The organism is Acinetobacter sp. YH12128, from assembly GCF_013418655.1.
GTDB classification, from domain to species: Bacteria; Pseudomonadota; Gammaproteobacteria; order Pseudomonadales; family Moraxellaceae; genus Acinetobacter; species Acinetobacter amyesii.
Map to the genome: position 1 here is coordinate 44,626 of NZ_VPBO01000001.1, position 20,283 is coordinate 64,908.

The following is a 20,283-nucleotide window of genomic DNA, read 5'->3' on the forward strand; positions in this document are numbered from 1 at the left end:
TCTAAGAACCCATAGATTATTTGATTGCATTACGACACATGTTAATTCGTAAGTTATTTAAGTTTGAAAACGCGCATATCGTGCGTAATTGCACGTCAGACCGTTGCAAACGTTCCATTCATGGACACAGTTATAAAGTCGAATTATTGCTCAAAGCGTCGAAACTTGACCATGGACAAATGGTTTACGATTTCGGTTTGCTCAAAGGGGTAATTAAAGACTTATTTGACAGTTTTGATCACGCGATTTGTTTTTGGCAACATGATGATGCCGAGTACATTCGTGCCTGCAAGCAGTTCAGCGCACGGTGGGTTCAACTACCCGTATCGCCTTCAGCAGAACAGTTTTCACGGATCTTCTTTTACTTGGCACAACAAGTTCTAAAATCAACAGAAACTCAAAATGGTGAGGGTGATGTTGAAGTGTATTCTGTGATCGTACATGAGACGGACACAGGCTATGCGCAAAGCTTTTTAGAAGATATCGACAACGCACAAATGGGGCTGTTGCAGTTAGATCAAATCGTCTTTTCCGAACAGGTTCAGTCGGAATGGAACGATACCCAGATGTATGAAAAATTAAAACAGGGTCAAAAATTTTTAAACCCTGCAGTTGATTTACAAGTTAAAATTTAAGTAAATATTTGGTTTTATTAGGATTAGTTAACAGTGATGTCTTTAACAGAAGAGCAACAAGCAAAACTCGCTAAAGTGCAGCTTGATGCTAGCTGGAAATATGGCCTAAGTGAGTTTCTGCTTAGCCCCCGCATGGATGAGTTAAAAGACTTTCTGCTACAACAAATCAAACAGGATAAAGTGATTTATCCACCGAATCCGCTGATTTTTAATGCCTTAAACACGACGCCTATGGCGAATGTAAAGGTGGTGATTTTAGGCCAAGACCCTTATCATGGGCCAAATCAGGCACATGGCTTGAGTTTTTCGGTACAAAAGGGGGTTGCATTACCACCTTCTTTACGTAATATTTTCCATGAGTTAAATACCGACCTTGGGGTGCCTGTGTCAAAACATGGGGACTTAACACGCTGGGCAGAACAAGGTGTTTTGCTTTTAAATGCGGTACTGACTGTTGAGGCTGGGCAACCAACTTCACATCAAAAACGTGGCTGGGAAGATTTTACAGACCATGTGATTGATGTTTTAAATGAACAACGTGAGCATATTGTCTTTATTTTATGGGGGGCATATGCACAGCGTAAGGGACAACGCATTGACCAAAATAAGCACTTGGTGCTAAAAGCCGCGCATCCATCACCTTTGGCTGCAAACCGCGGTGGTTTTTTTGGTTGTAAGGTGTTCTCAAAAAGTAATAATTATCTTAAACAAAATGGCATTGAGCCAATAGACTGGCAGCTGGACGCATGACTTATTCTCCCGTTTCAAAAAATTATCACCCAGATCTGATTGTTGAAGAAGCGAAAAAGGGCTGGCGCATTGTTCGCCTGAATCGCCCAAAATCGCTTCATGCATTAGATGAATCTATCTGTACAGCGTTGCTTGAAGTCTTTCAGGACTTTCAACACGATGATGCAGTAAAAGCGATTTGGTTAGATTCCACTACGCCGAAAGCATTTTGTGCAGGTGGCGATGTACGCAAATTGCGACAATTGGTGGTCAATGATGAAGTTGAAACGGCGAATAAATTCTTTGAACAAGAATATGCCCTAGATTTGCTGCTGCATAACTATGCAAAGCCGATTTTGGTTTGGGGCGAAGGTTATGTCATGGGAGGTGGTTTAGGTCTATTTATGGCTGCACCTTTCCGTTTGGTGACACCTTATTCACGTTTAGCAATGCCTGAGATTAATATCGGTTTGTATCCAGATGTTGGTGCGACGCGTTTCCTCGCTGACCGTGGTGCCATTGGATTGTTTACTGGGTTAACCGGCTCGATTATGACCGCAGCTGGTGCTTATGGTATCGGCTGGGCAACGCATATTTGTGATGCTCAGCGTGATAATGTACTTGAAACTGTCATTAATATTGATTGGGATCATTATCCAGCGGGCGATTTTCGTGCCATTGATGACACTTTAAATAGTATGCATCGTCCTGTGGGGCCGGGCCCATTACAAAATTCATTAGATGTGATTCAGAGTGTGTGCCGTGGGCACAATTTTGAACATGACTATGAATCAATTATTGGTTTAAGCGATGCACGCAGTGATTGGCTACGCCAAGCCAGTGAAAATCTGCAAAAAGGTTCACCTGCAACCGCAGCATTAACATGGTTATTGTGGCAGTGGGGGAAAAAAGTGCATTCTTGGAATGAAGTGTTTGAACTAGAAACTCAAATTTCAGAGTGGAAAATTCGTCATGCGGACTTTGTGGAAGGTGTGCGCGCCCGCCTAGTCGATAAAGACCTGTCTCCAGAATGGAAAAAAGGTACAGATCTTTCCCTCAAAGGAATTCTGGCTGATGAGCCTCCTGTAACCAATATTGACAGTTGGAATGCGCTGTTAAGACAGTATGGTGTAATTTAATTAATTGATGTCTGAACCAAACTTATATAGTGATGAACACTGGATGCAGCTGGCTTTCGAGCAGGCTGCACAAGCTGCAGAATTGCAAGAAATTCCTGTAGGCGCAGTCATTGTGAGTCAAAATCAAGTCATAGGTGCAGGGTTTAATGCGCCGATTTCTCTGAAAGATCCCACCGCACATGCGGAAGTACAAGCTTTGCGTCAAGCTTGTTTAAATATCGATAATTACCGTTTACCCGATGATGCAACCTTATATGTAACATTGGAGCCATGCACAATGTGTGTGGGTGCTTTGGTACATTCGAGAATTAAACGTGTGGTATTTGCGACGACTGAGCCTAAAGCAGGTTCTTTGGTCAGTTCGCGTCAATTATTAAATTCAGGCTACTATAACCATATCTTTGAGTTTGAGCATGGTTGCCTACAAGAGCAATGCTCCCAACAATTAAGTGATTTTTTTAAAATGCGTCGTGAACAAAAACGACTGATGAAGTTACAGGAAAAAACCACTTTGACTGAACTTAATTTAAAAAATCAAGTAAACTCTACTGACAATTAATATTGTCAAATAAAATAGGGTACACCATGAAATCCATTCAAGTAAAAAAAGAATTTAATGCACCGGTCGAGCAAGTTTTTGACTTACTTTCAAAACATTCGACCTATAACGTGGCTTTTGCACCGATTCAAGTGGTGCGCGTCAAAGATTCTGCAGATCCTGAACGTCCTGATGGTGTGGGTTCTGTACGTCGTATGGGCTTTGGGCCAGTGAAGCCGTTACAAGAGCAAATTACCTTGCTTGAGCCAAACCAACGCATTGAATATAAGATTATTAAAAACCCACTGGTGAAACATCATTTGGGTGTGATTCAATTCGAAGCGATCGATGCTGCGCGTACTTTAGTCACTTATACGATTGAATTACAGGCGCGTGCGCCATTCGTTAGTCAATTAATCCTTGCGCAACTGAAGTCAGCGATTAAAATTGGTTTTTCAAAACTTGCAAAAACCGTATAAACAAAAATGGAAGAGCAATGACAGTTCAAATCATTACAATTGATGGCCCAAGTGGCTCAGGTAAAGGAACATTGGCAGCAAAAATTGCGGCACATTATCAGTTCCACTTACTCGACTCAGGTGCGTTATATCGTCTGTTGGGATTGTCATTGCATAAGCAAGACTTAATTGATGCATTAGACTCAAAGCTCGATGAATGCGTAAAAATTGCAACAAATTTAGACATACAATTTGTGACAAATGAAGCAGGTGTTTCGGTGCTTTTAGATGGTGAAGATGTCTCAAAAGTTATCCGTACTGAGAGAGTCGGAGAGTTTGCCTCAAAAGTTGCTGCAATTCCTGCACTTAGAACTGCGCTTTTAGAACGTCAGCATGCCTTTGCCCAAGCACCTGGTTTGGTTGCAGATGGCCGTGACATGGCAACTACGATTTTTCCCAATGCTCAAGCCAAGATTTATTTAACGGCTTCTGCTCAGTCCCGTGCAGAGCGCCGTGTAAATCAGTTGCAGGCTATGGGCGTGGATGTTAAAATAAACGACATTTTAGCTAATATCGAAGCGCGTGATAAGCGAGATATGGAACGCACAGTCGCTCCACTCAAGCCTGCGCCAGATGCTTATTTCATTGATAGTTCAACTTTGAGTATTGATGAAGTATTCACGCTGATGACGAATTACATCGATCAGCAATTAGCAAACTAAAGAATTTTCAGCAGAAGCATAGCTTGATCAGTCTTATACGGACTATGTAGACGCTTAATTAAACCGGCCTTGTCTGATCCAAGACCGCTGACTTTACTAGGTATATCATGACCGAATCTTTTGCAGCCCTCTTTGAAGAAAGCGAATTAAACCTCAACGTTGAAAAGGGTGCTGTCATCCAAGGCGTTGTAGTAAATATCGACTCTGACTGGGTAACAGTTGACACTGGCCTTAAATCAGAAGGTATTGTTGACCGCGCTGAATTCTTAAATGAACAACGTGAACTTGAAGTTCAAGTTGGCGACACTGTTGACGTAGTTGTTGAAGCTCTTGACAACGGTATGGGTCAAACAGTTTTATCACGTGAAAAAGCTAAACGTGCTGAAACTTGGACTAAACTTGAAAAAATCTTTGAAGACGGCGAAATCGTTACTGGTGTTATCTCTGGTAAGGTTAAAGGCGGTTTCACTGTTGACATCGGTCCAGTTCGTGCGTTCCTTCCAGGTTCTTTAGTTGATACTCGTCCTATTCGTGATACTACTCACTTAGAAGGTAAAGAGTTAGAATTTAAAGTAATCAAACTTGATGCTAAACGTAACAACGTTGTTGTATCTCGTCGTGCTGTTATGGAAGCTGAATCTTCAGCTGACCGTGAAGCTCTTCTTGCTCAGCTTGAAGAAGGTCAAACAGTTACTGGTACTATCAAAAATCTTACTGACTACGGCGCGTTCGTTGACCTTGGCGGTATTGATGGTCTTCTTCACATCACTGACATGGCTTGGAAACGTATCAAGCACCCTTCAGAAGTTGTTGAAGTTGGTCAAGAAGTTACTGTTAAAGTACTTAAATTCGACCGCGAACGTAACCGCGTATCTTTAGGCCTTAAACAATTAGGCGAAGATCCATGGTTAGCGATCATGAACCGTTACCCTAAAGGTTCTATCGTTAAAGCTCGTGTAACTAACTTAACTGACTACGGTTGCTTCGCTGAAATCGCTGAAGGCGTTGAAGGCTTAGTACACGTTTCAGAAATGGACCACACTAACAAAAACATCCACCCATCTAAAGTTGTTCAGATCGGTGACGAAGTTGACGTTATGGTTCTTGAAGTTGATGAAGAGCGTCGTCGTATTTCTCTTGGTATCAAACAAACTCGTGCTAACCCATGGGAAGAGTTTGCTAAAGAACACGACAAAGGTGAAAAAGTTTCAGGTACTATCAAGTCAATCACTGACTTCGGTATCTTCATCGGTTTACCAGGCGGTATCGATGGTCTAGTTCACTTGTCTGACATTTCTTGGAACGAACAAGGCGAAGAAGCTATCCGTCGTTACAAGAAAGGTGACACAGTTGAAGCGGTTATCCTTTCAGTAGACGCTGAAGGCAACCGTATCAGCCTTGGCATCAAACAAATGAACAGCGATCCGTTCAACGATTTCTTAGCTGCTAACGAACGCGGTGCGCTTGTTAAAGGTACTGTAACTGCAGTTGACGCTAAAGGCGCTACTGTTAAGTTAGCTGACGAAGTTGAAGCGACTCTTAAAGCATCTGAAATCAACCGCGACCGCGTTGAAGATGCAACTAAGTTCCTTGAAGTTGGTCAAGAAGTTGAAGCTAAAATCATCAACGTAGACCGTAAATCACGTTCTATCAACTTGTCTATCAAAGCGAAAGACGAAGCTGAAGAAAAAGAAGCGGTAGCTAACTTGAACAAGACAGCTACAGCATCTTCAGACAATGGTCCTAAGACTATTGGTGATTTGATCAAAGCTCAAATGAACCACTAAGTAAGTGTTTGAATTGTATTATTAATGTAAATTAATTAATATTTTTTACACAATTACTGTAACGGTAGCGTAGTAAGTGATTATTACGCTACCGTTTTGTATTTAAACAGGTTATTATCAGGAAACTGATCCTAGGTAGCTTGATAATTAAAGAGGTCGCAGATGACTACTGAAGCACTTAATAAGTCTGACTTAATAGAGCGTATTTCTCTTAAAAACCCACACTTAGCTGAACCCTTAGTGGAAGAGGCCGTTAAGATAATGATCGATCAAATGATCGAAGCGTTATCTACAGACAACCGAATTGAAATCCGTGGTTTTGGTAGTTTTGCATTACATCACCGTGAACCACGTGTGGGTCGTAACCCAAAAACAGGTAAATCAGTAGAAGTTGCAGCAAAAGCTGTACCGCACTTTAAACCTGGTAAAGCTTTACGTGATGCGGTAAACGAATCTGCAAACTAATTCAAAACATTGTTAGGGGTGTTTATGCGTTACGTATTGGTCGTAATTTTACTGGTTCTATTTGGATACTCATTGGCTTTGGTTCTGCAAAACGGAACTGAACTTTCAGTCGATTTGTTATTTACACAAGTGCCTGCAATGCGTTTAGGGCTTTTATTGCTATTAACCTTGTCTTTAGGTTTGGTGTTAGGTCTTTTATTGGCAGTGCAAGTATTTCGAGTATTTCAAAATAACTGGGAAATTAAACGTCTACGTAAAGATATTGACCGCCTACGCAAAGAGCAAATTCAAACTGCTCAACTGGCTGCTGCTGAAGCGGCTGCACATACGCGTCATGAAAAGACAGTTTTAGATATTGATGCGAATGAGCGTCCTTCTAACCCGTTATAATTGGGTTTTAGAAGTAAATTAACTACTTTTATGAGTAGATTTAAATTTTATATTTAACACTCCGGTGGATCATCGGGGTGTTTTTTTATGGGCTGAAAAAATAAAACGCTTATCTCAAATAAAATAATGAGATAGCTCAATTCAAATTAATCATTTCAAATAACATGAGTTTTATGACTTTCTGATCAAGTTGAATCCATCTATAATGCACTAATTTTGTCAAAATGAAGGGTAAGTCTCTTGAGTATCATCGTTGCACTAGATGCTAAAAGCCAATATGACGCACTTACAATTGCAGAGCAGTTAGATCCTGCATTATGTCGAGTTAAGGTTGGTAAAGAGTTATTTACCCATGAGGGTCCAAGTGTCGTTAAGGCCTTGCATGATAAAGGTTTTGAAGTATTTCTAGATCTAAAATTCCACGATATTCCAAACACTACAGCGCAAGCAGTTTGTGCAGCTGCGGATATGGGTGTGTGGATGGTGAATGTTCATGCTTCAGGTGGTCGTAAAATGATGGAAACCTGTGTTGAGCGCCTAAAGGCGGGCAATTACAATACTCAGCTGATTGCTGTTACTGTTTTGACCTCGATGGGCCGTGAAGATCTTGCGGATTTAGGTTTAGATGTTGAACCCTTTGAACATGTGAAACGTCTTGCGACTTTAACGAAAGAAAGTGGTTTAGATGGTGTAGTGTGTTCGGCACAAGAAGCAAAAATGCTGCGTGAGACTTTGGGTGCTGAGTTTGCTTTAGTGACACCGGGTATCCGTCCTGCGGGTTCTGCTGCTGATGATCAAAAACGAATTGTGACACCTAAACAAGCCATGCTCGATGGTTCTACACATTTGGTGATTGGTCGTCCGATTACCAAATCGGACAATATGCGTCAGACTTTAAAAGATATTTTAGCGACACTTTAATATTTACCTTCTCTCTCTAACTCTCTCCCAAAGGGAGAGAGAAAGTCCTCTGCCTTTGGGAGAGGATTTAGGTGAGGGGTTAGATAGCCGCCAATATACTCACCAATATTGGTGCAAGTACAGAAAGGATAAAGCCGCTGACCATGGCATGTGGAATAAAATCATTCCCACAGGCTTGTTTGACCATGGGTAGGGTGACATCCATAGCTGTTGCACCCGCAGATGAAATTGCAGAGCGTGGGTAGCGCCAGCCAATAATATACATAAATACAATCGCAAAAATTTCTCTGAATAAATCATTCATCAGCGCGATACTGCCGAGATGCGCATTCTTTAATTCAGTCACGACGATGCCTGTCATCGAATAGAAACCGTAGCCTTGTGACAACATAATCAAATCTTTCAAACTGATTTGTGGCAATAGATAGGCAGCAGCAAAAGCGCCCAAAAGTGAACCGACGATACAGCCGAGTGGAACAAGTAGAATTTTCCAATTTAACCAAGAACGATCGAGCGGTGAGTAGGCGAGATCAAGCCCAATCAGAAACATGAAGACTAAAAGTAGATCCCAAGTACTCATATGTGGCTGAAGACTAAAATGTGCTGCAATTTCGGCAAAAGCATAACCTAAACCTAATGCAATAAAAGCATAGCTAATATTGATGAGTGAGCTTGTCACTAACTGCATGGACACTTTGCCATGACTGGGTTTATAGCCTAAAAGCTTAAACAAAATATAGCAGCAAATAAAAGCACCCATTGAGGTCAATAGTGCAATAAGTACTGATGAAGAGAGGATTTGCAGAGGTGCTGGAATAGTGTGTAATGTTTCAGAAAATTCGATCGCAATCGCAAATAACAAAATATAAGTAAAGTACGGCAGGAGTTTAAAGGCGATTTTTTCAAGCCAAGTGGGTAGGCGACGTGCAAGAATAAAACCAAGCCCTAAACAGGTCAAGAGCTGGAAAATCAGCCAGAAAGATTGCATAAAAAATAGGCAGATAATGAATACCTGCCTATTATGACCTGTTATTGCTTAAGCTGCATGACTAGATTTTGTTTTACTTAGGAGTCGAAAATCAGCTGGATTTATTTTTCGAGTAGCGAGCCAATATTTCCATGTATAAGTTGGCCACAGTGCAAAATTTTTACCGCCATTTTGTTGATACCAGCTCACGCAGCCTGATTGCCATACCGTGCCATCAAGCATGTCTTGTACATGAGTGTTAAATTGATCTTGCACCTGATCTTTGACAGCGATGGCTTGAACATTAGATTTTGAAACCAATTGCATCATTTGTAAGATGTAATCGACTTGTGCCTCAATCATAAATACCACTGAATTATGCGCAAGTACGGTATTGGGGCCTAATAATTGGAACAGATTTGGAAAGCCTTTGGTGCAAATGCCATAAAAACTTTCTGCGCCAGCTTGCCAAACTTGTTTGAGTTCTTGAGCATTTTCACCAATACATTCAAAGGACTTGAGATAAATACGTGGGTCAGTAATAAAGCCAGTCCCATAGATTAAGCAGTCAATTTCACGGGATTTTCCATCTTTGGTAATAATGGCATTTTCAGTGATTTCTTGTATTGCATCACTGACCAATTCCACATTAGGTCTATTAAAGGTTGGAAAGTATTTATTAGAAATTAAAATGCGTTTACAACCCATGATGTAGTTTGGGGTTAGTTTCTTGGCGAGTTCAGCATCTTTGACTTGATACTTAATATACAGTTCTGCAAGTTTTTGCGCATACTTCATGGTGGTCGGCTTAACAATTGGCACGACACGTGATTCGTTGGTCCAATACAGTCGAGCACGGTGAATTTTTCGAAACCAATCATATTTTTTAAATAATGATTTTTCTAAACCATGATAACTACGTTCATCTCGTGGAATGACCCAAGCCGCTGTACGCTGAAAAACATAAAGTTGCTGTGTTTGTGGTGCAATTTCTGGAATGTATTGGATGGCACTGCCGCCTGTACCAATCGATGCGACTTTTTTGCCTGCTAATGGATATTGATGATCCCATTGAGAAGAATGGAACACTTTACCCTTAAATTTTTCAATGCCTGGAATATGTGGAATTTGTGGGACATGTAACGGGCCAGATGCAAAAATCACATATTGAGCGGTAATTTTAACGCCATCTTTGAGTTCTAAATGCCAGTCGCAGGTTGATTCATTGTATTGGCTTGAAAGCACTTCACTGTTAAAGCGACAGAATTGTTTTAAATTATATTCACGGGTGACATGTTGGATATAGTCAAATATTTCCGGCGCTTCGGCGTAACGCTTTGACCAATCTGTTTTGGGTGCAAAAGAAAGTGAATACATATGTGATTGCACATCGCAGGCAGCGCCAGGGTAGCGGTTTTCACGCCAGGTTCCACCAAAATCATTGGCTTTTTCGAGGATCAGAAAATCTTGATTGCCTTGTTGTAAAAGTCGGATCGCCATAGCAATACCACCAAAACCACCGCCGATGATGGCGATTTGCGTATGTATTTCAGAATTGGCTTTTGGGGTTTGCACTGTTTTTGTTTGCGCTTCCTGCATCATTTTTTTAATTCCAAGCGAGATTACAGGCTAAGCATACTTGAGTTCATAACCAGAACAATATGATTGAGGTGACAGAAAAATTGATCGAAACGGCAATGTTCATAATTGCAAATTTGTAGTAAAAAAGAAGAAATTTAATGTCATTTTACGATTTATGAAACGATCTATTCTAAGCCTGATGTATTTAGTACAAGGAATGCGTAAAGCAGGCGTAGATGTCGATCAACGTTTGCAAACTATTGGGCTGCGTGTCGATGCACTCGATCCAACTTCAGTGATTCATCCGAGTTTGGAGTGGGATGTACTGAAAGTCATTGGTAAAGATGTAGAACCTGAGCAAGGGTTATTTATTGGTCAGCATTATACATTGGCGGGTTATGGCCCGTTGCTGATGTTATTGGTCACCAGTGATACTTTACGCCAAGCTTTAAATCAGGGAATTCGCTTTCAACAGTTGACGCATCTAACTGGGCGTTTGAGTTTGCAAATCAGTCAGCATAAAGTGGCCTTATGTTATCAACCCCAAGATGTGTATGCACCACTGGGTGCATTATTGGCGCAGTCGGAAATTTCTGGAACGTATAAATTTATCCGTGATCTGTACAAAATGATGGGTCTATCTACACCGCAAGTTCAAATTGATTTGCCGTTTGCTGAACCCAAAGATCCTGAAAAATTAAAAATGTTTACTGATTATTATGGCTCACAAGTTCGATTTGGTGCGCCATTTGCGGCATTCTGGTTTGATGAAGATGTTTTAGATATTCGGATCCCTTCCGCAGATATTATTACTTTTCGATTATATGAGTCGAAATGTATTGCGGAGTTAGAACGTTTAAGCGCCGATGAAGATGCGCCATCATTGGTTCAACGTGTGCAAGATTATTTGGAATTACAAAGTGGTGCGATGCCAAGTATGGCAGCAACTGCTCAAGCGTTGAACTTGCCTGAAAGAACTTTGCGTCATCAACTGCAACAGTTAAATACCAGTTATAAGCAAATTCGTGAAGATATTATTAAAGATAAAGCACTCCGTATGATTGAATATAATGAATATTCAATTGAAATGATTGCAGAATTGCTCGGCTATTCAGAACCTGCGGCGTTTAATCATGCGTTTAAACGTTGGTTTGGGCATAGTCCGAGACAATATAATAAATAGCCAATGCGCTTTACTGCCAAAGTGTTATATCTTCGAGTTTATTCTTCGTTATAATTCATTTAGCCCCAAAAAGTATTTAATGATATGTCAGATTTTCAGTCACCACACAACACCGCATTTACTCCGATTTCACCGGCTGAGCGTTATGCTCAAGCCTTAGCATCTGGTCAGTTTTTACCAGATCAGGAACAGGCGCAAGCGGTGCATGAGTTGGATCGAGTTTGGCAAGAATTAATCCAACGTTTTAAGGCTTCTAAAAAAGCGTTTCGTCGTTTCCGTCGTCAAACTGCACCGAAAGGGGTGTATATGTGGGGCGGTGTAGGACGTGGTAAAACGTGGCTGATGGATCAGTTTTATGATTCTGTGCCATTTCGACGCAAAACACGTATGCATTTCCATCACTTTATGCAGTACGTACACCGTGAATTAAATAAGCTTTCAGGTCAGCGTAATCCACTCGACCTTGTTGCCGACCAAATTTATAAAGAAGCAGTCGTGATCTGCTTTGATGAATTCTTTGTATCCAATGTCACAGATGCGATGATTTTGAGTGATCTATTCCAAAAATTATTTACGCGTGGGATCACCCTTGTTGCAACATCTAACATCGCACCAGATGGTTTATATAAAAACGGGATCCACCGTGACCGTTTTATCCCAACCATCGAAATGGTAAAAAAGAACTGTGTGATTTTAAATGTAGACTCAGGCGTAGACTATCGTTTACGTGTATTGAAACAAGCGCAGTTGTTTAAGTCGCCTTTAACACATGAACATAAGTTGTGGATGGCACAGCGTTTTACAGCATTAACGCAAACCCAAACGGTTTCACAAGAGCCAATTATTATTAATCAGCGTATTGTGGAAACCATTGGTCATACGGAAGATGTGCTGTGGTGTGAATATTCTGAGCTTTGCCTAAAACCACGTAGTCCAGCGGACTTTATTGAAATTGCCAATATTTATAATACGGTCTTAGTGAGTAATGTGCCGCACATGACGGATTATTTGTCTGAAGGGACTCGTCGTTTTATCTATCTAGTTGATGAGTTTTATGACCGTGGTGTGAAGTTGTTGCTTACTTCAGAAGATACGATTATTGAATTATATCAAGGTGAAAAATTGGCATTTGAAATTGAGCGTACACGTTCGCGCTTATTGGAAATGCAATCTGATGATTATCTACATACCTCTCACCGTCAAATCAATGCACCAGAATCTACGGCAGAAAATTAAGCGTTTCTGTTGGAATGAAAAAAGAACGTCTTGATGGCGTTCTTTTTTTTTGATTTTTAGTTTTAGAAAACATGTATAAATTAAGAAAAGCTGTGGAACGAACAATAGAAGTTAAAGCAAAGTCTCATGATAAAAGCATCATTAAATAAGAAGTATGGCTGTTTAATAATTCATCGATAAAAGCGTTAAATTTAAACTGATTGGTTGAAGTTGTAGCATCGACATTGGCAGCATTTCATGGCTTAATCGAGTGAGTTTGTTTGACGCTTGGGTCTATTTGTTCAGTTTTAGAACAAAATTCTGCACTTAAGTCTAATTTCGACATTTCAAAAACTTTATACACTGTAAAAAGGTATTCAGGCTGATGATGACGTCGTATTTCTGATCTTTATTATGTTGAATGATGAGGGTATTTCATTACATAGAAAATGATCATTATTTAGGAATGTGATAGTACTATTCAGCAAAGTATAAATGGGTATACTAGAATCTCTTGTTATAAAAAATAGCAATATCAGGAAAGACAATGACTGCACGTATTCAAAAAGGCAAGTTAGCGATTGCTAAAGAACTTTACGATTTCATCGAAAATGAAGCACTACCGGGTTCAGGTTTAGACAGTGAAACTTACTGGAAAAACTTTGAACAAGTCGTTGTCGATCTTAGCCCAAAGAACAAAGCACTATTGGCTAAGCGTGACGACATTCAAGCTAAAATTGATGAATGGCACCGCAACAACAAATTTGAACTCGAAGCTTACAAAGCTTTCCTTACTGAAATTGGCTACTTATTACCAGAAGTAGAAGATTTCCAAATCAGCACAGAAAATGTAGACGAAGAAATCGCATTATTGGCTGGTGCGCAATTGGTAGTACCTGTGCGTAATGCACGTTACTGCTTAAACGCTGCGAACGCACGTTGGGGTTCACTCTACGATGCTCTTTACGGTTTTGACGTGATCTCTGAAGAAGGCGGCGCGGAAAAAGGTAAGGGCTATAACCCAGCTCGTGGCGCAAAAGTTATCGAATTTGCTAAAAACTTCTTAAATGAAACTTTCCCGCTAGCTAATGGTTTGCATGCAGATGCAACTAAATATGCAGTAGAAGGCAAAAAGTTAGTTGTAAGCCTAAAAGATGGCTCAACTGCAACTTTAGCGAAAGAAGCTCAGTTTGTTGGTTTTAATGGTGACGAAGCTGCGCCAACTGAAATCGTACTTTTAAACAATGGTTTGCATGTAATCATTGAAATTGATGCGACGAGCCCAATTGGTTCAACTGATGCTGCGGGCGTTAAAGACTTAGTTCTTGAAGCTGCAGTAACCACAATTCAAGACTTAGAAGACTCAATTGCAGCAGTTGATGCTGAAGAGAAAGTTGAAGGCTACCGTAACTGGTTAGGCTTAATGAAAGGTACACTTTCTGAGTCAATCGAGAAAAATGGTAAGATCATCACGCGTACATTAAATAAAGATCGTACGCACAAAAACTTAATCGGTGGTGAAACTACGCTTCACGGTCGTTCATTGATGTTGCTTCGTAACGTGGGTCATTTGATGACAAACCCTGCGATCCTTGTAGATGGTGCTGAAATCTACGAAGGCATCATGGATGCATTGATCACACCGTTATTGACGTTTGCAGATATTAAAGGCGAAAACGAAAACAAGAACTCTCGTAAAGGTTCTATGTATATCGTTAAGCCAAAAATGCACGGTCCAGAAGAAGTTGCATTTGCAGTTGAATTATTTGAGCGTGCTGAACAAGCGCTTGGTCTACCTGCGAAGACTTTGAAAATCGGTATCATGGACGAAGAACGTCGTACTTCTGTGAACTTGAAAAACTGTATCGCGCAAGCGAAAGATCGTACGATCTTTATTAATACAGGTTTCATGGACCGTACGGGTGATGAAATCCATACTTTCATGGAAGCAGGTCCATTCGTTCGTAAAGGCGAAGTGAAGTCTCAAATCTGGTTCCCTGCATATGAAAACCGTAACGTGATGATCGGTCTACAAGCAGGCTTACGTGGTAAAGCGCAAATCGGTAAAGGCATGTGGCCAAAACCAGATATGTTGCTTGATATGTATAAAACGAAAATTGAGCATCCAGAAGCTGGCGCAAGCTGTGCATGGGTTCCGTCTCCATCTGGTGCTGTTATTCACGCGATCCATTACCATCAGTGCAATGTTTCTGAGCGTCAAAAAGAGTTGTTGAATACTCAACCGCTATCTTTAGATGACTTGTTAACACCGCCTTTAGCGACAGATACAAACTGGTCTGAAGAAGAGAAAACCAAAGAACTCGAAAATAACCTTCAAGGTATCTTGGGTTATGTGGTTCGTTGGGTTGATTTGGGTGTAGGTTGTTCAAAAGTTCTAGACATCAACAACGTTGGTTTGATGGAAGACCGTGCAACTTTACGTATTTCTTCTCAACACGTTGCGAACTGGTTACGTCACGGTATCGTAACTGCTGAGCAAGTTGAAGAAGTATTTAAGCGCATGGCGAAAGTTGTAGATGAGCAAAATGCCAACGATCCACTCTACACGCCAATGGCACCAAGCTTTGATGGCTATGCATACAAAGCTGCATATGACCTAGTATTCAAAGGTGGCGAGCAGCCTTCTGGTTATACAGAGCCGCTTCTTCATGCTTACCGTTTAAAATTAAAAGGTTATACAGGTGACTAATCTGTAAATCAAAAAAAGCCTCTTCGGAGGCTTTTTTTATTACTTTAGAAAGTTAGAATGTCGACATAAAAAATGAAAAGGAAAATCCATGTATTTATGGAATGTAAATCGGTTGGTGGATGATATAAGACTGAATAAAGTCTCTGAAACCCATTATAAAAACTACTATATTGCCAGTTCAATATTGATTTTCTTTAGCTACTTAGCACTGACCTTAACCCCAGAATCCAAACCTACAGAAGCTTGGGCTTCGTTTGTTTTACAAGTTGGTCTGCTGATTAGCTGGGTGAATGCCATATTTAAAGCCAATGGCGGCGAGCAAGGCCGAGATTTTTTAAAGCGCTTTATCGCATTGTATCTACCCGTGACCATTCAGAGTTTAGTTCTCTTTATTGCCATCGGCATTGTCATCGAAGCGCTACTACCCATGTTGACCGTAAACATGGAGGAGGCTGCACTTGAGCAACTCACCACAGTTAAAGACCTGAGTTTTGAAGTTTTGGTTAGCTGTTATATTTATTGGCGAATCTATAAAGCGATGCAGCAGATTAATCATCCTATTTAAGTTGTAGCGTTGTACAATAAATTATGGATAAAGTTTCTTCCTGTTTTTCTCATAGCTTTTCGATGCTGAAGCCTTTACATTGGAATGAATGATAAAAATGGGATGGAAACGATGTCAGCATATACCGCATTAGATTTGCAATATATTGGTGGACAGTGGCGAGCAGGGACTTCAACGCGTCACATCAAGAATATCAATCCCTTTAGCCAAGCAGAAATTTTTGAATTGCAGGCTGCAAGCAGTGTCGATGTAGACAGTGCTTATAGTGCTGCAGAAGCTGCCTTTAAATCAGAAATAACCAAGTCCATTGAAGTACGTCAGCAAGTCATCACTAAATTAACTCATACCATTCAGCAACGAAGAGAAGAAATTATTCAATGGCTGATTGATGAATCTGGTAGTACACGTTTAAAAGCCAATATTGAAGTTGATGCAGCGGTTGGCATTATCCAAGAATCGCTGAGTTTTCCTAAAAAAATGCAAACCGTGGAGCTAGAGAGTAAAGACCCGAGCCGAAAAAGTTTTGTACTGCGCAAACCTTTGGGTGTCATTGCGGTGATTAGCCCGTGGAATTTTCCATTTCATTTATCGATGCGTTCTGTGGTGACTGCGATTGCCTGCGGTAATAGTGTGGTGTTGAAGCCTGCAAGTGACACGCCAGTCACAGGTGGTACATTACTCGGCAAATTATTTGAAGAAGCAGGTTTGCCGCATGGCGTATTGAATGTTGTTGCAGGCAGCGGCAGTGAAATTGGGGATTATTTTGTAGAACATTCTGTACCTAAAATGATTTCTTTTACTGGCTCTACAGAAGTCGGTAAGCAAGTTGGCGTGAAAGCTTTGGCAAGTTCACGAATTAAGCGGCTTGCACTAGAGTTGGGTGGTAATGCGCCATTGGTAATTTTGGATGATGCAGATTTAGATTTAGCTGTTGAATTGACTGTAATGGGGCGGTTTTTGCATCAAGGTCAAATCTGTATGAGTACGAACCGCGTCATTGTGGATGAATCTATACATGATGCTTATGTGGATAAGCTTATTCAGCGAGTAAAAACAATTGTCGTCGGTGATCCAAATGCTACTGAAACCCTCATAGGGCCTATCATCAACAAGGCGCAGGTTGATAAATTAAAAACCATTATTCAAAATGCTATTCAGCAAGATGCAATTTTAGCCTATGCAGGCGGCATTGAAGGTCAATTGGTTGCACCGCATATTTTTACCCATGTGGATGCACACGCTGATATTGCATTGGAAGAAAGCTTTGGGCCAATCTTGCCGATTTTAAAAGCGCGAGATGAAGCACATGCACTAGAATTGGCGAATTCAACCCGATTTGGTTTATCGAGTGCGGTATGTACGTCAAACTTAGCGCGCGGCGGAGAGTTTGCTGCCAAACTCGATATAGGCATGACGCATATCAATGGCATCAGTGTGGCGGATCATTCTAATGCACCCTTTGGTGGTGAACGTAATTCAGGCCTTGGCCGTTTTAATGGTGAGTGGATATTTGAGGAATTTACCCGCACCCATTGGCAGACTTTCCCCGCTTAAAATACACAAAATGAAGTCTATTTTATCTTGTGCAATAGACTTCACAACAGGTTCTGTTGCGCAGGAGCAGGACCTCTCTAGTTTATTTCCATGAAATATCAGGAAGTATATAGTCCCAAAAACGACTCCAACGTGTTTTGTAATACAGAAAAGCGCCAATATCCTGACTTGAACAATTATCCTGATAGTGCATTTGCTGATTCATCAACAGCATGGGCTTACGTTGCAAAGCCGTCATATACAGCTTGACCTGAACCTTATAATTGTAGATTGAATAATTAGAAGAAATAGTCTCGGTTTTCATTTTTTGGATATGGTGAATATAGACATCAAACTTCAAGCTATTTTTGTAATCCGTTGCCTCATGAATTGTTCGATCTTCGATTGGAATAAGCGGATTGTTATCACTAAACGCTAAATATGCGTTATGTTTTTGGTTTCCTTGTTAATCATTAAACTGAAGAGCTGAATTTGCAGTAGTGAAATAGGGGAGCGCATCTTGAGGGTTGATTTTAAACGTGCCAGTACAAGAAGTCCTGACACGGCCTTCATCTGAGTTTACCGTAAACCAGCCAAATTGATCTTCTAATTCTGTCGTATGGGCTTCATCTACGTCAGGAAGAATCACGCCAAACTGATCTCTTTGTCTTTGCTGATTTTGCATCAAGCGATAACTATTTTGAGCACGTTTTGCAAAACGGATTTCAGGAAACATCTCTGGAGATGTAATTTTAAAATCAGAGACATTGATTACTTCACCATCAGGCAAGATGACCAATGAAAATTGTTGTTCTTGGGTATTGGGAAGATTTTTGACCGTAACCCAATGATGTGTACTGATCATTTGCTGATTGCGAAAATGCTTATATTGAATGCGGTATTTGCCTGCAGGGATCTCGATTTCATTGATCAGGCTTTGTTTAAATGGATATTCATTGAGATAGAGCGCGTCGAGACTAAAAGGTAGAAATGAAACGGTATGTACAGAAACTTTTGCGGCATGTGCGGTTGAATATAGGCTTGAAATTAGAATTAAAACGATAAAGCGACTTCGGTCTAGATTTTTCATTTATTATAAAGATTGAATTTTTGCGGATTATGGCAAATATGTGTGCCAATTTCAAACCGATTACCTTAGCGCAATTAAAGTCGCAAAACTTGCCTGAAATCAGTTTTGAATATCCTGAGGAAGTCTATCCAAATTATGATTTACCGCTGCTCTTTAAGTCTGAGCAAGGGCTAGAGTGGCGAAAAGTGGGTTTTGGCATGGTGCCTAAATGGGCCGAAGACAAATCTATTGCACTAAAAACCTATAATGCTCGTAATGAAACTTTGTACCAAAAGCCTACGTTTATTAATGCAATCTCAAAATGTAAATTTGGTGTAATTCCCGTGTCTGAGTTTTATGAGTCAATGTATATCGACAATAAGCCACAGCGTTGGAGCGTTAAACGCAAAGATGGAGAAGCGTTTTACATCGCTGCCTTATATGACATTTGTAGACAAGGTGATGAGATTGTACGTTCAAGTACCATGATTACGATGGACGCTATTCAGCATGAGATGATGAAACACTTTCATGAGCCGGGCAATGTAAAACGCTCAGTGATTGTGATTCCGCATGCGCGATTAGAGGAATGGTTAAGTTGGAAATCACCGAACATCCAAAGTTTTGTACAAGGTTTTCCTGTTGATGAGTTTGAATGTGCACACGCACCCAAAATAAAAATCGAAAAAATCAGTCCCCAACTGAACTTTTTCGATTGATATTTCGGTGATGCAGAATGCTTAGCGCGCTAAGTTTTTGAAAATATGCTTTAAGCTTTCCATGGTTTTTTCAATTTGTAGCGGTGTTAAGCCTTCAAAAGATTGCTCTAGAACGACATTCGTTAGATCGTTAATCTTCTGCGTCATAGCAGTGCCTTTATCGGTTAACACGACGCGGGTAATACGCGCATCATCTTCACAAGAATAGGTATCTACTAAGCCTTCATCTTTTAAACGATAAACGATCTTGGTTGTCGTCGACATTTTAGACACGACCATTTCAGATAAATCCGAAACACTCGCATGAGGTTTAGACTTGAGTGCGAGCAGGATGCGACGACGTGAATTATCAACGCCATACTTTTTTAAGGCATGGTCGACGTTTAAAACATATTGTGAATGCACCTGAGTAACCCAGTAGAAAGGAAAATTTTCTAAACTAAAGTCATCGGTGGATGGTAAAAATTTTGAATACTTTTTTGTCATGAAGGAGTCCCCTGAATATTTGTTTTAATTTTATTTAATGTTTTAACATTCTATTGAAAAATAGAGGGTAATAGCAAGAGTTCACAATAAAAAAATAGAAAGTATAAGATATCTCATTTTTAGATTATCTTAATAGATTATATTGATATTCTGTCCAAATGATTAAAAGAGAATAAAAGCAAAGTTGGGTATACAGATAGTGTAGTGAAAATAAATAAGTTTTTAATTTAAATTGAATATTAATATATTTTACCAAAAGGTTGAAATAAATAATTCATTAGATTTGTCATACAATCTCATACAACGTATTTAATTACATTTAATTAAAAGTCAGGTGAATTCAAGCTTTTTTTAAAGTGGAAGCGGATATCTCAAAAAGTAGGTTTTAACATCTAGAAGTGTATTTTATATCGGCCATTCAAACTGTAACGCATTCAGCGTTTTTTAACATTTTGTCATATAGTTGATGCG

21 protein-coding genes are annotated in these 20,283 nt (G+C 40.2%); 16 read left to right on the forward strand and 5 right to left on the reverse strand.

Annotation, left to right across the window (positions count from 1 at the left end; all coding sequences use genetic code 11):
- Positions 1–38: 38 nt before the first annotated feature.
- The 10 genes from FTU64_RS00225 to pyrF all read left to right on the forward strand — a co-directional run bounded on the left by FTU64_RS00225 (position 39) and on the right by pyrF (position 7,784).
- Positions 39–635, forward strand: coding sequence for a 6-carboxytetrahydropterin synthase (locus tag FTU64_RS00225; protein ID WP_180059031.1), 597 nt, complete (start codon positions 39–41; stop codon positions 633–635).
- Positions 636–671: 36 nt separating this feature from the next.
- On the forward strand, positions 672–1,385 hold the full coding sequence (ung, locus tag FTU64_RS00230) for a uracil-DNA glycosylase (protein WP_180007388.1): 714 nt from the start codon (positions 672–674) through the stop codon (positions 1,383–1,385).
- A complete protein-coding gene (locus tag FTU64_RS00235; protein WP_180003065.1) occupies positions 1,382–2,503 on the forward strand; it encodes an enoyl-CoA hydratase/isomerase family protein in 1,122 nt (373 codons plus the stop codon). Before ung ends, FTU64_RS00235 begins: the two co-directional genes overlap by 4 nt.
- A gap of 7 nt (positions 2,504–2,510) precedes the next feature.
- Positions 2,511–3,062 carry a tRNA adenosine(34) deaminase TadA gene (gene tadA / locus FTU64_RS00240; protein ID WP_180059032.1) on the forward strand — a complete coding sequence of 184 codons (552 nt, stop codon included), beginning with the start codon at positions 2,511–2,513 and terminating at the stop codon, positions 3,060–3,062.
- Between the two features lie 26 nt (positions 3,063–3,088).
- A complete protein-coding gene (locus FTU64_RS00245; RefSeq protein ID WP_078188937.1) occupies positions 3,089–3,520 on the forward strand; it encodes an SRPBCC family protein in 432 nt (143 codons plus the stop codon).
- A 17-nt stretch (positions 3,521–3,537) separates the two neighbouring features.
- Positions 3,538–4,221, forward strand: a complete 684-nt coding sequence (gene cmk, locus FTU64_RS00250) for a (d)CMP kinase (protein ID WP_168378902.1) — start codon at positions 3,538–3,540, stop codon at positions 4,219–4,221.
- Between the two features lie 107 nt (positions 4,222–4,328).
- A complete protein-coding gene (gene rpsA / locus FTU64_RS00255; RefSeq protein ID WP_168378903.1) occupies positions 4,329–6,008 on the forward strand; it encodes a 30S ribosomal protein S1 in 1,680 nt (559 codons plus the stop codon).
- A gap of 162 nt (positions 6,009–6,170) precedes the next feature.
- Entirely contained in the window at positions 6,171–6,473 is a 303-nt protein-coding gene (locus FTU64_RS00260) for an integration host factor subunit beta (RefSeq protein WP_067767464.1), read from the forward strand.
- Positions 6,474–6,497: 24 nt separating this feature from the next.
- Positions 6,498–6,863: a lipopolysaccharide assembly protein LapA domain-containing protein gene (locus tag FTU64_RS00265; protein WP_078188931.1), complete on the forward strand. Its 366-nt coding sequence runs from the start codon at positions 6,498–6,500 to the stop codon at positions 6,861–6,863.
- 240 nt (positions 6,864–7,103) lie between these two features.
- The gene (pyrF, locus tag FTU64_RS00270) at positions 7,104–7,784 is read left to right on the forward strand and encodes an orotidine-5'-phosphate decarboxylase (protein WP_168378904.1); all 681 of its coding nucleotides are present in this window, start codon (positions 7,104–7,106) and stop codon (positions 7,782–7,784) included.
- A 79-nt stretch (positions 7,785–7,863) separates the two neighbouring features.
- On the opposite strand, the gene FTU64_RS00275 is transcribed toward pyrF, so the two are convergent.
- Complete coding sequence (locus FTU64_RS00275) at positions 7,864–8,772, reverse strand: lysine exporter LysO family protein (protein ID WP_180059033.1); 909 nt, start codon at positions 8,770–8,772, stop codon at positions 7,864–7,866.
- 48 nt (positions 8,773–8,820) lie between these two features.
- Positions 8,821–10,350 carry an NAD(P)/FAD-dependent oxidoreductase gene (locus FTU64_RS00280; RefSeq protein WP_180040271.1) on the reverse strand — a complete coding sequence of 510 codons (1,530 nt, stop codon included), beginning with the start codon at positions 10,348–10,350 and terminating at the stop codon, positions 8,821–8,823.
- 157 nt (positions 10,351–10,507) lie between these two features.
- Here FTU64_RS00280 and FTU64_RS00285 point away from each other — a divergent pair, with 157 nt between their 5' ends.
- The 5 genes from FTU64_RS00285 to FTU64_RS00305 all read left to right on the forward strand — a co-directional run bounded on the left by FTU64_RS00285 (position 10,508) and on the right by FTU64_RS00305 (position 17,559).
- A complete protein-coding gene (locus tag FTU64_RS00285) occupies positions 10,508–11,515 on the forward strand; it encodes an AraC family transcriptional regulator (RefSeq protein WP_111885051.1) in 1,008 nt (335 codons plus the stop codon).
- Between the two features lie 84 nt (positions 11,516–11,599).
- Entirely contained in the window at positions 11,600–12,751 is a 1,152-nt protein-coding gene (gene zapE, locus FTU64_RS00290; protein ID WP_111885050.1) for a cell division protein ZapE, read from the forward strand.
- Positions 12,752–13,277: 526 nt separating this feature from the next.
- Positions 13,278–15,440 carry a malate synthase G gene (locus FTU64_RS00295; RefSeq protein ID WP_180059034.1) on the forward strand — a complete coding sequence of 721 codons (2,163 nt, stop codon included), beginning with the start codon at positions 13,278–13,280 and terminating at the stop codon, positions 15,438–15,440.
- An 88-nt stretch (positions 15,441–15,528) separates the two neighbouring features.
- Positions 15,529–16,005, forward strand: a complete 477-nt coding sequence (locus tag FTU64_RS00300) for a hypothetical protein (RefSeq protein ID WP_180054557.1) — start codon at positions 15,529–15,531, stop codon at positions 16,003–16,005.
- A 111-nt stretch (positions 16,006–16,116) separates the two neighbouring features.
- Positions 16,117–17,559 (forward strand): aldehyde dehydrogenase family protein, encoded by a 1,443-nt coding sequence (locus tag FTU64_RS00305; protein ID WP_180054555.1) that lies wholly within the window; start codon positions 16,117–16,119, stop codon positions 17,557–17,559.
- 82 nt (positions 17,560–17,641) lie between these two features.
- Here the strand turns inward: FTU64_RS00305 and FTU64_RS00310 are convergent, their stop codons facing one another.
- Both FTU64_RS00310 and FTU64_RS00315 read right to left on the reverse strand, forming a co-directional pair.
- Positions 17,642–17,797, reverse strand: a complete 156-nt coding sequence (locus tag FTU64_RS00310) for a hypothetical protein (protein ID WP_180054553.1) — start codon at positions 17,795–17,797, stop codon at positions 17,642–17,644.
- A 207-nt stretch (positions 17,798–18,004) separates the two neighbouring features.
- Entirely contained in the window at positions 18,005–18,628 is a 624-nt protein-coding gene (locus FTU64_RS00315) for a hypothetical protein (protein WP_180054551.1), read from the reverse strand.
- Between the two features lie 38 nt (positions 18,629–18,666).
- Between FTU64_RS00315 and FTU64_RS00320 the strand changes: the two genes are divergently transcribed.
- Positions 18,667–19,326, forward strand: a complete 660-nt coding sequence (locus FTU64_RS00320) for an SOS response-associated peptidase family protein (RefSeq protein WP_180059099.1) — start codon at positions 18,667–18,669, stop codon at positions 19,324–19,326.
- Between the two features lie 21 nt (positions 19,327–19,347).
- Here the strand turns inward: FTU64_RS00320 and FTU64_RS00325 are convergent, their stop codons facing one another.
- Positions 19,348–19,812 carry a MarR family winged helix-turn-helix transcriptional regulator gene (locus tag FTU64_RS00325; RefSeq protein ID WP_078193646.1) on the reverse strand — a complete coding sequence of 155 codons (465 nt, stop codon included), beginning with the start codon at positions 19,810–19,812 and terminating at the stop codon, positions 19,348–19,350.
- Positions 19,813–20,283: the final 471 nt, after the last annotated feature.